This is a genomic window from Blautia sp. AF26-2, from assembly GCF_003460955.1.
Lineage (GTDB): Bacteria > Bacillota > Clostridia > Lachnospirales > Lachnospiraceae > Fusicatenibacter > Fusicatenibacter saccharivorans.
In genome coordinates this window covers 250,722-264,805 of the sequence record NZ_QTWD01000001.1, presented here as the reverse complement: position 1 = coordinate 264,805, position 14,084 = coordinate 250,722, and the positions used below count along the sequence as shown (strand labels likewise).

14 protein-coding genes are annotated in these 14,084 nt (G+C 50.0%); 2 read left to right on the top strand and 12 right to left on the bottom strand.

Annotated features, from left to right (window positions below):
- Positions 1–5: 5 nt before the first annotated feature.
- Positions 6–236: a hypothetical protein gene (locus DWY63_RS01375; protein WP_117509062.1), complete on the top strand. Its 231-nt coding sequence runs from the start codon at positions 6–8 to the stop codon at positions 234–236.
- Positions 237–298: 62 nt separating this feature from the next.
- Here the strand turns inward: DWY63_RS01375 and DWY63_RS01370 are convergent, their stop codons facing one another.
- From DWY63_RS01370 to DWY63_RS01350, 5 genes are all read right to left on the bottom strand, one after another.
- A complete protein-coding gene (locus tag DWY63_RS01370; RefSeq protein WP_117800910.1) occupies positions 299–1,618 on the bottom strand; it encodes an aspartate kinase in 1,320 nt (439 codons plus the stop codon).
- A 134-nt stretch (positions 1,619–1,752) separates the two neighbouring features.
- Positions 1,753–3,072, bottom strand: a complete 1,320-nt coding sequence (locus DWY63_RS01365; protein WP_117801219.1) for a glycoside hydrolase family 32 protein — start codon at positions 3,070–3,072, stop codon at positions 1,753–1,755.
- 117 nt (positions 3,073–3,189) lie between these two features.
- Positions 3,190–4,050, bottom strand: a complete 861-nt coding sequence (locus tag DWY63_RS01360; protein WP_022461494.1) for a carbohydrate ABC transporter permease — start codon at positions 4,048–4,050, stop codon at positions 3,190–3,192.
- A complete protein-coding gene (locus DWY63_RS01355) occupies positions 4,050–4,922 on the bottom strand; it encodes a carbohydrate ABC transporter permease (RefSeq protein ID WP_022461493.1) in 873 nt (290 codons plus the stop codon). The genes DWY63_RS01360 and DWY63_RS01355 overlap by 1 nt, the downstream gene beginning before the upstream one ends.
- A gap of 27 nt (positions 4,923–4,949) precedes the next feature.
- The gene (locus tag DWY63_RS01350) at positions 4,950–6,323 is read right to left on the bottom strand and encodes an ABC transporter substrate-binding protein (protein ID WP_117760371.1); all 1,374 of its coding nucleotides are present in this window, start codon (positions 6,321–6,323) and stop codon (positions 4,950–4,952) included.
- Between the two features lie 312 nt (positions 6,324–6,635).
- Between DWY63_RS01350 and DWY63_RS01345 the strand changes: the two genes are divergently transcribed.
- A complete protein-coding gene (locus tag DWY63_RS01345) occupies positions 6,636–7,664 on the top strand; it encodes a LacI family DNA-binding transcriptional regulator (protein ID WP_055266684.1) in 1,029 nt (342 codons plus the stop codon).
- 114 nt (positions 7,665–7,778) lie between these two features.
- On the opposite strand, the gene DWY63_RS01340 is transcribed toward DWY63_RS01345, so the two are convergent.
- The 7 genes from DWY63_RS01340 to DWY63_RS01315 form a co-directional block, all read right to left on the bottom strand.
- Positions 7,779–8,474, bottom strand: a complete 696-nt coding sequence (locus DWY63_RS01340) for an L-ribulose-5-phosphate 4-epimerase (protein WP_022461490.1) — start codon at positions 8,472–8,474, stop codon at positions 7,779–7,781.
- A 34-nt stretch (positions 8,475–8,508) separates the two neighbouring features.
- Positions 8,509–10,101 (bottom strand): xylulokinase, encoded by a 1,593-nt coding sequence (locus DWY63_RS01335; RefSeq protein WP_334291837.1) that lies wholly within the window; start codon positions 10,099–10,101, stop codon positions 8,509–8,511.
- Positions 10,102–10,133: 32 nt separating this feature from the next.
- On the bottom strand, positions 10,134–10,310 hold the full coding sequence (locus tag DWY63_RS18090; RefSeq protein ID WP_243001831.1) for a substrate-binding domain-containing protein: 177 nt from the start codon (positions 10,308–10,310) through the stop codon (positions 10,134–10,136).
- Positions 10,273–10,617, bottom strand: coding sequence for a GntR family transcriptional regulator (locus tag DWY63_RS18610; RefSeq protein WP_199607165.1), 345 nt, complete (start codon positions 10,615–10,617; stop codon positions 10,273–10,275). The genes DWY63_RS18090 and DWY63_RS18610 overlap by 38 nt, the downstream gene beginning before the upstream one ends.
- A 123-nt stretch (positions 10,618–10,740) precedes the next feature.
- Entirely contained in the window at positions 10,741–11,316 is a 576-nt protein-coding gene (locus DWY63_RS01325) for a DUF5662 family protein (RefSeq protein ID WP_330415395.1), read from the bottom strand.
- A gap of 19 nt (positions 11,317–11,335) precedes the next feature.
- A complete protein-coding gene (locus DWY63_RS01320; protein ID WP_117800907.1) occupies positions 11,336–13,231 on the bottom strand; it encodes an alpha-amylase family glycosyl hydrolase in 1,896 nt (631 codons plus the stop codon).
- 96 nt (positions 13,232–13,327) lie between these two features.
- The gene (locus DWY63_RS01315; protein ID WP_117509068.1) at positions 13,328–14,083 is read right to left on the bottom strand and encodes an exodeoxyribonuclease III; all 756 of its coding nucleotides are present in this window, start codon (positions 14,081–14,083) and stop codon (positions 13,328–13,330) included.
- Between the last annotated feature and the right edge of the window lies 1 nt (position 14,084).

The window sequence follows — 14,084 nt, the reverse complement described above, 5'->3', positions numbered from 1 at the left end:
TTCGTTTGTGTTCCGCAGATCGTCTGCCGCTGCGAGAATCCGTCTCCACTGCAGATATTCCATCATTCCATCGGCGTCCGGTGCAGATACGCTTTGAAAATCCGCTGACATTCCCGTGGAGAGAGGTGAACGCTTGCGGCGGCTTCTGCGAACCGACGGCCTGGATCATCTGCTGTGTGGTAATCTGTATTTTTACATTCACCATTCGAAAAGAATTCCGCGATACGGCGGCATAAAAACCATAAAAAATCTCTGTCGGAAGTTCAGACTCCTGACAGAGATTTTTTATAGATTCATTTTAGATCTGCGCTACGACAAAGATATCATAAATTGCTTTGATTGCTGTTTCAAAGTCGCGGTTTTCAACGCCAATGATGATGTTGAGCTCGCTGGAACCCTGATCGATCATCTTGACATTAACGTGTGCATGCGCCAGTGCAGAGAAAATCCTTCCGGCTGTGCCTCTCGTTCTTCTCATACCGCGTCCTACAACAGCAATCAGCGCCAGATCGGATTCAAGATCAATAGAATCCGGCTGTACGGCACGATGCAGTCCTGCGATAACCTGCTGTTCTTTTGCTGCAAACTCACTCTGATGAACAAATACCGTCATGGTATCGATGCCGGACGGCATATGTTCGAAGGAAAGATTGTTGTCCTCAAAAACACCGAGCACTTTTCTGCCAAAGCCGATCTCGGTATTCATCATGCTCTTCTCAACCGTGATGGATGCAAAGCCTTTCTTTCCGGCGATACCGGTGATGGTGAATTTCGGTTTGCTGCAGGTGTTCTCCACAATCATGGTTCCCGGATCCTGTGGTGCGTTGGTGTTCAGCACGTGGATCGGGATTCCCTCCTGACGGAGTGGGAAGATGGAGTCCTCATGAAGGACGGTAGCTCCCATGTAGGAAAGCTCACGCAGCTCACGATAGGTAATGGTGGAAATGACTTCCGGATCCTTGACGATACGCGGATCGGTTACCAGGAAACCGGAAACATCGGTCCAGTTCTCGTAGATGTCAGCGTGTACGGCCTTTGCCACGATGGAACCAGTGATATCGGATCCGCCGCGGGAGAAGGTTTTTACGCTTCCGTCCGGTTTTGCGCCGTAGAATCCAGGAACGACTGCGTTATCCAGATCTTTTAAACGCTCGGAGAGCACTTCGTCAGTCTTGTCTGCAAGGAAGTTTCCGTTCTCGTCGAAGCAGATCACTTCTGCAGAATCAATATACGTATATCCCAGATAATTTGCCATCACGATACCGTTCAGGTACTCTCCGCGGGATGCGGCGTAGTCCTCTCCGGCTGCTGCGGCAAAGTTTTCTGCGATTTTTTCAAATTCCGGGGAAAGATCCAGGCTGAGGTTCAGACCGTCGATGATCTCCTGATATCTCGCTTTGATGTTCTGCAGTTTCTTCTTGAAATCTCTTCCGGCAACTGCAGTGCGATAGCAGTCATACAGCATATCGGTTACTTTCGTATCAGCAGAATTTCGTTTTCCAGGAGCGGAAGGTACCACGTATCTTCTTCCCTCATCTGCGCGGATGATGTCTCCGACCTTCTTAAACTGCTCTGCGCTCGCGAGGGAGCTGCCGCCGAATTTTACTACTTTCTTCATAATAATCTCTCCTTGCGTTCTTTTCGGATATCTTTCGAAATCTCGTTTTTCAGCCCGTCACTTTAACGTTAGAAAGCTGTTACGTACTAGATTAGAACAAAATCCCGTATGCGTCAAGAACTTTTTTGGCTGATTCATTCATTCCACAGATAAATTTCCGGTTTTTTCTCCATTTTATAGGAGAATGTCTCTCCAAGCCCGTAAACCGCCTGGCTTAATACGTACTCGCCGTTGTTTGCATAAATTTCGATCATATTCGGATCCACGAAAATCTCAAGAAGATCGCCCTCTTTTAACTGCGGCGTCTCGGCATGAAGCCATCCTTTTGCACCGGATGGATAGACATCCGTGCGGTCTGCGCAGACTTTTCCGCTCTGCCGCCAGATCTTATAGCCGCCGATTTCCAGGCTCTCACCCTCTTTTAATTCGGCGCGGATCATGGCACACTCTCCGCATGCCGAAACGAGGGAATCCGTCTTTTTGCAGAATCCGTCGCGGATCGCAGGCAGAACACGGAAGTAAATATGATCGTTCTGTACATCCACCACACGCGGCAGGCAGAACATGCCTTGCCATATACCATCTACCGGTTCCGGCATCCGAAGCCATGCGATGGAAATCCGGTTTCCGTCCGCATCCGTCATGGTCTGCGGTGCATAGAGGTCACCGCCGCAGTCCAGAAGCTGCCAGTTCTCCGGAAATTTCATTGTGCAGGTTTTTTCATCAAACTCAGGCAGCATACAGATCGCCCGATCCGCATAGCCGTCGGGGTCCTCGATCAGTTCCATCGGGGAGAATACAAAAACGCTGCGTCCGTTTACGTTAAAGAGATCCGGGCACTCCCACATCCAGCCGAGCTTCTGTTTCGTCGTCGCCTGTCCGGCCAGATGCCAGTGGGAAAGATCCTCACTCTTATAGAATAATGCCTCGCCCTTGTGATCCTTCGTCGTGCTTCCAAGCACCATATACCATGCGTCGCTTCCCTTCCAGACTTTCGGGTCACGCGTGTGCGTATTGTCGCCGATTTCCGGATCGGTGAGTGCCGGGATAACAACCTCCTTATCCCCGAAGACATCAAAATGCATACCGTCCTTCGAAGTAAGGTGAAGCTGCGCCGAGGTAAAATCCTGATCAAGGCACTGATGAATATCCTTCGGATTTACCTGATTATAGTGAACACCCGTGTAAAAGAGATGCATCACGCCGTTCTCTTCTACTGCGCTTCCGGAAAAGCAGCCGTTCTGGTCCTCGGAAAGACTCGGGAACAGGGCAACGCCGACATGCTCCCAGTGAATCAGATCCGGACTCACCGCATGGCCCCAGTGCATGGTGCCCCAGCGCGGCGCGTACGGAAAATGCTGATAAAAAAGATGATACTGTCCCTTATAATAAATCATGCCGTTCGGGTCATTCACCCAGTTGCCCGGCGCTTTTACGTGTAATCTGTTTTTCATGTGTTTGATTTCCTTTCTGTCTCTTTCTTGTTGTCTCTGATAAGAAAAGCCGGAAAAAGAAAGCATTTTTAATTCCGCCCTCCTTTGCCCGGCTTGTTCTTGATTTCTATGATTTACTTATTTGACTGCTCCGGCTACGACACCGTTGATGATCTGTTTCTGCAGTGCCACGTACAGAATCAGGATCGGGATGACGCAGAGCAGAAGACCTGCCATGATGGTTCCGTAATCTGCGGAGTAAGTTCCGTAGAAGCTGTAGGTGGAAAGCGGCAGAGTCAGCAGCTTTTTGTCGGTCAGCACCAGGGACGGCAGCAGGAAGTCATTCCAGAATGCCATCGCATTCATGATTACCATGGTGGAAATGATCGGCTTTAACAGCGGGAACACGATGCGGAAGAAGGTCTGGGTGTGGGTACAGCCGTCGATGTAAGCGGCCTCCTCCAGCGCCAGCGGGATACTTCCGCGGATGAATCCGTGGAACATGAACACGGACATCGCCATGGAAAATCCGGTGTGCATGAAGATCAGGGTCAGTCTGTGGTTCAGAATGTTTAAGGTTCCGCCGTATACACTGACAAGCGGGATCATGATTGCCTGGAATGGAATGATCATGGATGCAACCATCAGTGCAAAGATGATATTGGAAAATACGTTGACATTACGCACGATGTAGTAAGCCAGCATGGCTGCGAGTACCGTAACCAGTACGGTTGCTGTTACGGTTACAACCAGAGAGTTCTTGAAGGCATTCAGGAAGTTCATCTGATTGAATGCTTTTACAAAGTTGTCAAACGAAAGACCTTTGATCGTAAACAGCCAGGAGAACGGGCTCTTGATGATATCACGTTTCTGTTTTAAGGAGTTGATGATAACCATGACAAACGGGAACATGAACGCACAGAAAACGATGATCATAAGGAGCATAGCCAGCGCGTCAGTTACTTTTTTCTTTGTTCCGCCAATTTTCTTCTGATTCATTATGCTTCAACCTCCCTCTTCTTGGTGGTGTATACCTGAATACCGCTGATGCAGGCTACAATGATAAACAGGATAAAGGCTTCTGCCTGGCCGACACCGAACTGTCTCGATGTGAATGCTTTCTCATATACGTGCATGGCTGCCATCTCGGTGGTTCCGTACGGAGCACCGCCGGTTAAGGACAGGTTGACATCGTATACCATGAACGCACGGGACAGGGTCAGGAAGAGGCAGATAGTAACGGAGGACATCATCAGCGGAAGGATAATGTTTTTCATTTTTACCCAGCCGGATGCACCGTCGATGCTTGCCGCCTCGAGCACGTCCTCGGAAAGTCCCATAAAGCCGGCAACGTAGATCAGGATCATATAGCCTGCCAGCTGCCATACTGAAACGAGCACCAGCGCTGCAAATGCTTTGTTCGGGGTAGAAAGCCAGGAAATTTCAAACAGGCTCCATCCTGTGGTCTCACCGATGCTGACGAAAACACGGGAGAATACGAACTGCCAGATGTATCCAAGTACGATACCGCCGATCAGGTTCGGGGTGAAAAATCCGGCGCGGAAGAAGTTCTGACCTTTGATGCCGCGGGTCAGGATATAAGCCAGTAAAAAGGCGATCACATTGACGAGAACAACAACCGCAATGACATATTTAAAGGTTAACAGCAGGGATTTCCAGAACTGCGCGTCGCGCATAACGGCTGCGAAGTTGGAAAGTCCTACAAAGTTTTTCACGCTGGAAACACCGTTCCAGTCGGTTAAGGTCAGGTAAATACCGTAGATAAACGGTACCATGACGACTGCCAGGAAGCAGAACAGGCCCGGCAGCGCAAATACACAGAAATCTTTTCCCTTGTTGCTTGATTTCATTTTCGTTCCTCCTTCATATCCTCCGGCTTACTGCTCATCCCAGTATGCCTGGATGGAATCTATCAGTTCCTCGCGGTCACTTCTTCCGGCCAGATATTTCTGCATTGCCGCACCAAGGACAGACCAGTGATCGTTCGGCACGATCGCAGATGCGTTGAATGCTCCGCCGTTCTGTACTTTTTCGTAAATGTCGCGGCTTAACGGATCGCTTGGCTCGTTCGGGTTGTTTTTAAACGGAGGGATCAGGCTGCAGGTCTTTACAACCATCTGCTGTCCGATCTCACTGTAAACCAGCCAGTTCAGGAACTCTTTTGCTGCTGCTTTCTGCTCGTCGGTAGCCACGATATCATCCAGCATGATCTGTTTGGACGGGGATGCCTGGATTTTGCTGTTGACGAAGTCGTCCGGATCATTGTTCAGGAAGTATGGAAGGAAACCGTACTCGTCGGTCGTCTCGGCTCCTGCCTCCTCAAGGTTCGGCCATGCCCAGTTTCCGTTGAACCAGAAAGCGGTTTTTCCGTCTGCCAGGTCAATTGCCATCTCATCGTAATCTGCGCCGAGTGGATCGCCCTTTGCTACGTTGTACTCTTTTAACAGGTCAAAGGTATTCAGGAACTCGTTCATGCGGGTGTAGTCCGGCAGATATAAGGTTCCGTCCTTCAGCTCGTTGATGACTTCTGCTGCACCGTCGGAGGTTCCGTTGTATGTCTCGTAGATGTACTGCAGCTGGTGTGCTCCAAGGGACCAGTCTTCTTTTGCCATGGAGATCGGATTCTTCATTCCGTTGTCCCGCAGGCTCTGGAGAAGTGCTGCGAAATCGTCCTGGGTTTTGATATCGGATGGATCGAACTCGGTACCTAAGGTATCTTCAATCACGCTCTTGTTGTAGATAATACCGCGGCCCTCGATACAGAGCGGGAAGCTGTAAACCTTTCCATTGATTTTGGTCAGGTACTCTTCTGCCTCGCCGGTCCATGCTTCATTGCTTAAGTCGGCTGCTTTTTCTTCTGCCAGTGCAATGACATCGGTCGTATCCAGAATGGAAAGTGTCGGCGGGTTTCCGGAGTTGTAGAGGCTGACTACTTTGGTATAAGGAGAATCGCCGTCCGTTACCGGCATGATCTCAATATGTACGCCTGCTTTCTCCTCGAACACTTTTGCAATCTCTTCCAGTGCTGTCTGGATTTCTGCTTTTGTGTTCATGATGACGATACTCGTTCCGGAAAGCGACGTATCGTACTGGAAGGTATCGGTGGTCATGTCGATCGGCACTTCTTCTTTTACTGCGTTCGGGTCATCCGGATCGCTTGCGAAGCCGAAGGTGCATCCGGTCAGTGCAGAAGTAAGAAGCACGCCGGACATTCCAAGAGCTGCCGCCCTGGCACTAAATTTCTTTCTCATCACAATTCCTCCTGTTATCTCTGGACAGCTGGTCCTGTCCTTCGTTTTGTGTAACCGGTCAAGTAACCGGTTACTTTCGTTGTCTTTATCATAGCATTGACAGTGGGTTTCGTCAATATTTTCTTTACTTTTCGTGATTTTCCATAATTTTGTTTTTGGCTTTTGTGGAACTTTTACAAAACCGGTTACTTAACCGATTCCCGCTTGTTCCGGCGGGCGAGAAATGTTATACTATCTTCATATATTATTTGTTTTTTTCTGAAAGCTTACATGATTCACGCAACACTTTTGAAGGGAAGGACACTTGAACTTATGGCACGAAAAAAAAATGTAACCTTTAATGATATTGCACAGTACACGCATTTTTCCAAAACAACCATTTCCCGGTATTTCAACAACCCGGATTCCCTGACACCGGAAAATCAGCAGATCATTTCCGATGCACTGGATAAACTGAACTATAAAGAAAACAAAGTGGCAAAAATTCTCGCGAACGGACAGACCGAATTTGTCGGCGTCCTGATCCCGAGTCTCTCCATGAACTACTATTCCGAGATGCTGAATCAGATTCTTGCTTCTTATGAGAAATATGGCTATAAATTCCTCGTCTTCGCCGGAAACGGCCACGATGAGACGGAGCACCGCTACATTCAGGAGCTGATGTCGTACAAAATCGAGGGCCTCATCGTCCTCTCCCATACACTCTCCTCCCGCGAACTCTCCGATCTGCAAATCCCGGTCGTTGCAATTGAGCGCGAAGACCAGTTCGTCAGCAGTGTCAATACAGACAACTACCTCGGCGCGTACGAAGCGACTTCGCTTCTGATTCATAACCACTGTGATGTCCTGATTCATCTGAACTCACCGACCAAAGAAAATGTTCCTGCCTACCGCCGTCTCGCCGGTTTCCAGGATGCCTGTGTAAAGGCCGGTGTACCGCACAAGGTTATCATTCGGGATTTTGGACTCTCCTATCAGGAAGCCGCAGCACCGCTGCAGGAAATCTTTGACAACATCGAACAAAAATATGCCGGTCAGAAAAAGGGCATCTTCCTCTCCAACGATGATCATGCCAATATTCTTTTAAATCTTCTGATCCGCAAGTACCATACCCTGCCGGACGATTACGAACTCATCGGCTTCGACGGTGCGCCGATTTCCGAGCAGGCTATCTATCCGATCAGCACTGTCGGCCAGCAGATTGACCAGATTGCAGACGAGGCTGTTTCCCTTCTGGTCTCCCAGATGCAGGAACGGAAAAAACGCCACCCGGTGCCGCTTGCCGAGCCGGTTCACAAGACCGTTCCGCCGCTTCTGATCCGGCGTCAGACGACCACTTGATTTTAAAAGCAGATTTCTATCATAAAAATGTTTTTATCAAAAAAGTGTCATCCACCTGCGGGCTGTGTGCCCTGCAGCTTGTGGATGACACTTTTCTTATCTTCTTACTCTTTTTTAGTTCTGTCCGTAATAAGCATTTGCACCATGCTTACGGTAATAGTGTTTATCCTGCAGCTCCTGCGGTGCCGGCTGGATTCTCGGGTTGATGGTCTCGGCACGGTATGCCATTTTGGCAACCTCTTCGAGGACAACAGCATTGTGAACAGCCTCATGCGCATCTTTGCCCCAGGTGAACGGTCCGTGGTTCTTGCAAAGAACGGCCGGAACGGCTTTTACATCTTTTCCCATCCGTTTGAACTCATTGACGATCAGATGGCCGGTGTTTTCCTCGTATGCCTCGTCAATCTCTTCTTTTGTCAGGCAGCGCAGGCACGGTACTTCACCGTAGATGTAGTCTGCATGGGTTGTTCCGTAGCACGGAATGCTTCTTCCCGCCTGTGCCCAGCTTGTCGCATAGGAGGAATGGGTGTGAACAATGCCGCCGATCTCCGGAAATGCTTTGTACAGCTCCAGATGGGTCGGGGTGTCAGAAGACGGACGGTAGCGTCCTTCTACTTTGTTTCCGTTCAGATCCATGACAACCATATCGTCCGGTGTCAGCAGGTCGTAATCCACGCCGCTTGGTTTGATGACGAACAGACCGCTTTCCCGGTCAATCTCGCTGACATTCCCCCAGGTAAAGGTAACCAGTCCGTATTTTGGAAGAAGCATGTTGGCTTCGTATACTCTTTTTTTCAGTTCTTCTAACATTGTGTTGTCCTTTCTGTCTTTCCCAAACGATGGTTCATTTTAAGCTCTCTACTGCTGCACGCTCAATCGGCAGGCCTTTTTTGTAGCGCTCGGTGAATACTTCAAATCCAGCGACGTCTGCCGGGTCCGGATCCATCTTGGTTCCGGCATTTCCTGCGAAGACTTTTGCATCGAGGTAATCCTCGAGTGTTTCATTCTCTTCTTTGTTGATCATATAAGAAGCCAGCAGTGCGATGCCCCAGGCTCCGCCCTCTCCTGCTGTCTCCATAACGGAAACCGGTGCGTCGATGGCACCTGCGAGGATCTTCTGGCCGACACCTTTTGTCTTGAAGAGACCGCCGTGGCCGAGAATCTGGTCGACCTGCACATGCTCCTCTTTCATCAGGATATCAAGGCCGACTTTCAGGGCGCCAAGGGAAGTAAACAGGTTGACTCTCATAAAGTTTGCCAGATTGAATTTCGCATCCGGAGTACGTGCGAAGACAGGACGGCCCTCGTTGAAGCCGGTTACGTGCTCGCCGGAGAAGTAGTTGTAGGCAAGGAGTCCGCCGCAGTCTGCGTCGCCCTCCAGGGCTTTGTTGTACAGCTTGCCGAACAGATCATTCGTGCTGATTTCCATGCCGAAGGTCTGCGCAAATTCACGGAAGAGATTGACCCATGCATTCAGATCAGAAGTACAGTTCTGGCAGTGCACCATGGCAACCGGATGACCGGACGGGGTTGTTACCATATCGATCTCCGGGTATACTTTGGAGAGGTTCTTCTCCAGAACGATCATAGCAAAAACGGAAGTTCCGGCAGACACGTTTCCGGTTCTGACGCGGACGCTGTTTGTTGCTGCCATACCTGTTCCGGCATCTCCCTCCGGCGGGCAGAGCGGAATGCCTGCTTCCAGATTTCCGGACATGTCGAGAAGTGCGGCACCTTCTTTTGTCAGAACACCGGCATTGTCACCTGCGGTCAGAACGTGCGGCAGAACATCGAGTGCTTTCCATGAATATGCTTTATCTGCGACTGCCTCGTCAAATTTGGCAATCATGTCGGCAAAGTAAGTGTTGGTTTCAGAATCGATTGGAAAGATTCCAGATGCCTCGCCGACACCAACGACACGCTCGCCGGTCATTTTCCACTGAATGTATCCGGCAAGGGTTGTCACATAGTCGATATCTGCCACATGCGGCTCACCGTTTAAGATTGCCTGATACAGATGGGCGATAGTCCATCTCTGCGGGATGTGGAATCCGAAAAGATCGGTCAGCTTCTCGCTTGCTTCTTCTGTGATATTATTTCTCCAGGTGCGGAACGGCACGAGGAGGTTTCCTGCTTTGTCAAATGCCATATAGCCGTGCATCATGGCACTGAAGCCGATGGCTCCGACGCGGGTCAGGGTGATGTCGTATTTTTCTTTGACATCAGCTGCCATTTTGGTATATGCATCCTGCAGGCCCGTCCAGATGTCCTCGAGGGTGTAGGTCCACACGCCGTTGTCGTAGCGGTTTTCCCACTCGTGATCTCCGGATGCGATCGGGGCGTTGTCTGCGCCGATCAGGACGGCTTTGATTCTGGTTGAGCCGAACTCAATACCAAGTGCTGTTTTCTGTTCGAGGATTGCTGTTTTTGCATCCATTCCCATTGTTTTTTCCTCCCTTGGGTTCTTTTCTATTTTTTCGTCTCTGTTGACAGATTTTTTCCTGCGGTGGATTCTCTTACGATGAGTTCCGGGGAAATCAGGCGTTTGACGCTGCTTTCTTCTTCCGGGACTTTTCTGATTTTTTCGAGAATGAGCTCTGCTGCCATCTCACCGAGTTTTTCCTGCGGATGGGCAATGGTCGTGATCCCGATCGGACTGCTCTGGCCGATCAGCGAGTTGTCGTATCCGGTGACGGCGATGTTTTTTTGAATTATGACGCTGGATTACGCGCTCGGAGCAAAAGGTTCCTTTGCCGTGCTGGGCGGTGATGTAGCCTTCATTTTCGAGAAGAGCGAGGGCCTTTCGGACGGTGTGGCGTGAGAGGGCGTATTCCCGGGTCAGTTCGTTTTCGGAGGGAAGCTTCTGGCCGGGTTTTATGGTTCCGGAGAGAATCTGCTCTTTTAGGGCTTCCATCAGGGTGTAGTATTTGGCTTTGCCGGTGGTTGGTTCCATGTGATTGGTGATTCCCCTTTCTGGAATTTATAATACAACTTGTACGGTTGTCGTGACAAGTTGTATTTTTGTTGTGGGAAAGGGACGCTCAGGAGTATCGGGAGGGCGGGTGGGTCCAATACCTTAATGAGTGGACGGGGACACTTTCTTGCGGATGGCCTCTTCGTAGACGGTGCATTCTTGAGGACAGTGCATTCGCGGAACGGGGTCACCTTTTAGGAAGTGGTAGCGGATGTAATAGAGGGTATCATCTTCGCCGCGTTCCGAGAGCATGCGCAGCAGAAATTCGAGCTGCGAGAGTGTCTCGGGATGGACGAACCAGAGGTGGCCGATTCCTTTTTTGAGATACTGGTACGGCGCCTGATCGGTATAAGCGTCTCCGAGGTAGACGCGGGACGCGCTGATGCGGTCCATAATCATCTCGGCAACGTAGCGGCGCGGCATTGGGACGCCTTTGATGATGGTGTCACAATTGATACCGTAATCAATCCAGTATTCAAAATGATGTTTGTTGCGCCCTTTATGGTGCATCCAGGATTTTGACATGCCGTTGTCTTCGCGCTCGGCGTTATTGGGACTCCGGTCGCCCTGGTAGTATTTCATGCCGACCAGAAATTCCGTCGGCGAATATTTCGAGAGGTCGTGGGTCAGTCCCTGCCAATACAGTCCTATTTTGAAGCAGTACCGCATGACCCACATTTTGTGTGTGCTAATGGTTTTAAAGTGCTGCCATGCTTTCATCATTCTGTCTCTTCTCCTGCTTTCCTGTTAAAATTATGATACTGCGCGGCGGCACGATGACCGTTTTTGCGCTGACTTTTTTCTGATTTTCTTCTGTCAGGAAGACTTCCGGTGTGTTGGTGTCGGCCGTCAGATACCAGACCTTCTGCTCCGGGAGGGACGGCAGTGCCAGCTCATGCGGATTCCAGTGCATGTTGTAGGCAATATAGAGGTCGTCGTCCTTGTTGCCGTCTTTATCCTGGAAATAGCTTCCGCAGTACATGACGCCGATAAAACGGCATGTGTTTTCCATCTGGGAGAACCAGGCTCTCTGGCTGTGGAAGGACATATCCGGGCAGCCGTAGGATTTGTAGTCGATGAGGCGCGGCTCGCGTTCGCCGTGCAGCGCCGGATGCGCCTTCCGGAAGGCGATTGCTGCTTTTACAAAGGCGGCAAACTCCGGATTCCGGGCGGCTGCTTTCCAGTCGATCCAGCCGGTTTTGTTGTCCTGGCACCAGGCGTTGTTGTTGCCCTTCTGGCTGTTGCCGAATTCATCGCCGCCGTAAATCAGCGGTGTTCCCTGGCTTGTCATCAGCATGAGAACGGCATTTTTCAGCTGGCGGAGACGCAGCGCGCGCACAGCCGGTTTCCGGGTCACGCCTTCTGCGCCGCAGTTCCAGGTCAGGTTTTCGTTGGAACCATCCATATTGTCTTCGCCGTTGTCCAGATTGTGTTTCTGTTCGTAGGAAACGCTGTCATACAGGGTAAAACCGTCGTGATCCGCAAGATAATTGATCACACCGTGTGTCTCCGGGCTTCTTCTCAGATAATAGGTGAAGTCGGAAAGGCTGCCCTCATCGCCTTTTAAGAAGCGGCGGATATGGTACTGGTAGCCCTGATTGTGTTCCCCTAAATTCCGGAACCAAGGGCGTTTTCCCTGATAGATCCGTTCGCCGTCAAAACCGAGAAAAATCAGTTTCGTCTTCCGAAGGAGTGCATCTTTGGACGCTTCTTCTGCCAGCGATGCATCGCCGACCAGATGGAAACCGTCGATCTGATAGCGGAGCTGCCAGTGGTGCAGAACCTGCAGGACAAAACCAGAAGGCGTTCCCGGGGCAAAACAGAATTCCATCAGGCATTCGATACCATTCTCATGCAGGGCATCGACCATCTCTGCGAACTCTGCGACGGCATCTGAGGATGCAGCATACGAAGCTTTCGGAGCAAAATACAGGGCCTTTGTGCCGTATCCCCAATAATTCACGCGCTTCTCTTCCACCGGCGCCGGATATACATAGGCCGGCTCCGTAAGGGAGGTCCACTCAAAAAACTCATAGGACGGCATCAACTCTACTGCATTGATACCGAGTTCTTTTAAGTATGGAATTTTTTCGATCACGCCGCGGAACGTTCCCTTGTTCTTTACACGGGAGCTTCCGTCTTTGGTGAAACCGCGCACATGGAGCTTATACAGAATCGTCTCCTCATACGGCCGGTGCAGTGAGGTGGTGCGCATTACCGGGTACTCCGGGAGAAGGCAGCAGCAGGCGCCCTCTTCTTTTTCCATCGGTGCACCGAAGGTTTCTCTTCCTTCTACTGCTCCCGCATATGGATCCAAGCAGAAAGCTTCGTCCATCCGGTAGGCATACGAAAACTTTCCTACCGTCAGGCCTGTGATTTCCACGGAACTGATCACGCCAGTGCGCTCCTCTTCCGGAAGCGGCACGGTAAGAAACGGTTTCTGGTGACCTTTCCGGTACAGCAGAAGCTCTGCTTTTTTTCCATCTGATACTTCTACGGCAAAATTGTATCCGTCTTTCGTCGCCGATGCGCCCATTTTCTCCGGATTTCCCGGTAAAATTCGATATTTTCCTCTGTTTTTTGTCTGTATCATAATTCCTGCCCTTATTTTTTATAATTTGTTGCAATTGTCATACTATTAATGTAAATCATTTGAATAAAATTGTCAATTGACCAATGTTACCAATTGTTATACCTCTAAATCCAGTTCCACCGGGCAATGGTCGGAACCGAGAATTTCGGTATGGATTTTGGCATCTGCAACTGCATCTTTTAAGGACTCTGATACCATAAAGTAATCAAGCCGCCATCCTGCATTCCGCTGGCGTGCCTGGAAGCGGTATGACCACCAGGAATACGTCACGGTGTCCGGATACAGCATACGGAAGGAATCAACAAAGCCTTTTTCTTTGATCACAGCAAATTTTTCGCGCTCCTCTTTCGTAAAGCCGGCGTTTTTCTCATTTGCCTTTGCATTTTTGATATCCATCTCGGTCGCTGCGACGTTCAGATCTCCGCAGAAAATCACCGGTTTTTCCTGCTCCAGTCCTTTTAAGTAAGAAAGAAACGCATCCTCCCACTCCATCCGGTAGGCAAGGCGTTTTAATTCATCCTGCGAATTCGGTGTGTAGACGGTTACAACAAAGTATTCCGGAAACTCTGCCGTGATCACACGGCCTTCCATATCATGTTCTTCGATTCCGATACCATAGCGAACAGAAATCGGCTCCTCTTTGGTAAACAGGGCCGTGCCGGAATATCCTTTCTTTTCCGCATAATTCCAATACTGATGATAGCCGGGCAGCTCAAGGTCGATCTGTCCTTCCTGCAGCTTTGTCTCCTGCAGGCAGAAAATATCGGCATCTGCCGCCTCAAAGTATTCCTGAAAACCTTTTTTCATGCAGGCTCTCAGTCCATTTACGTTCCAGGATATCATTTTTTTCATA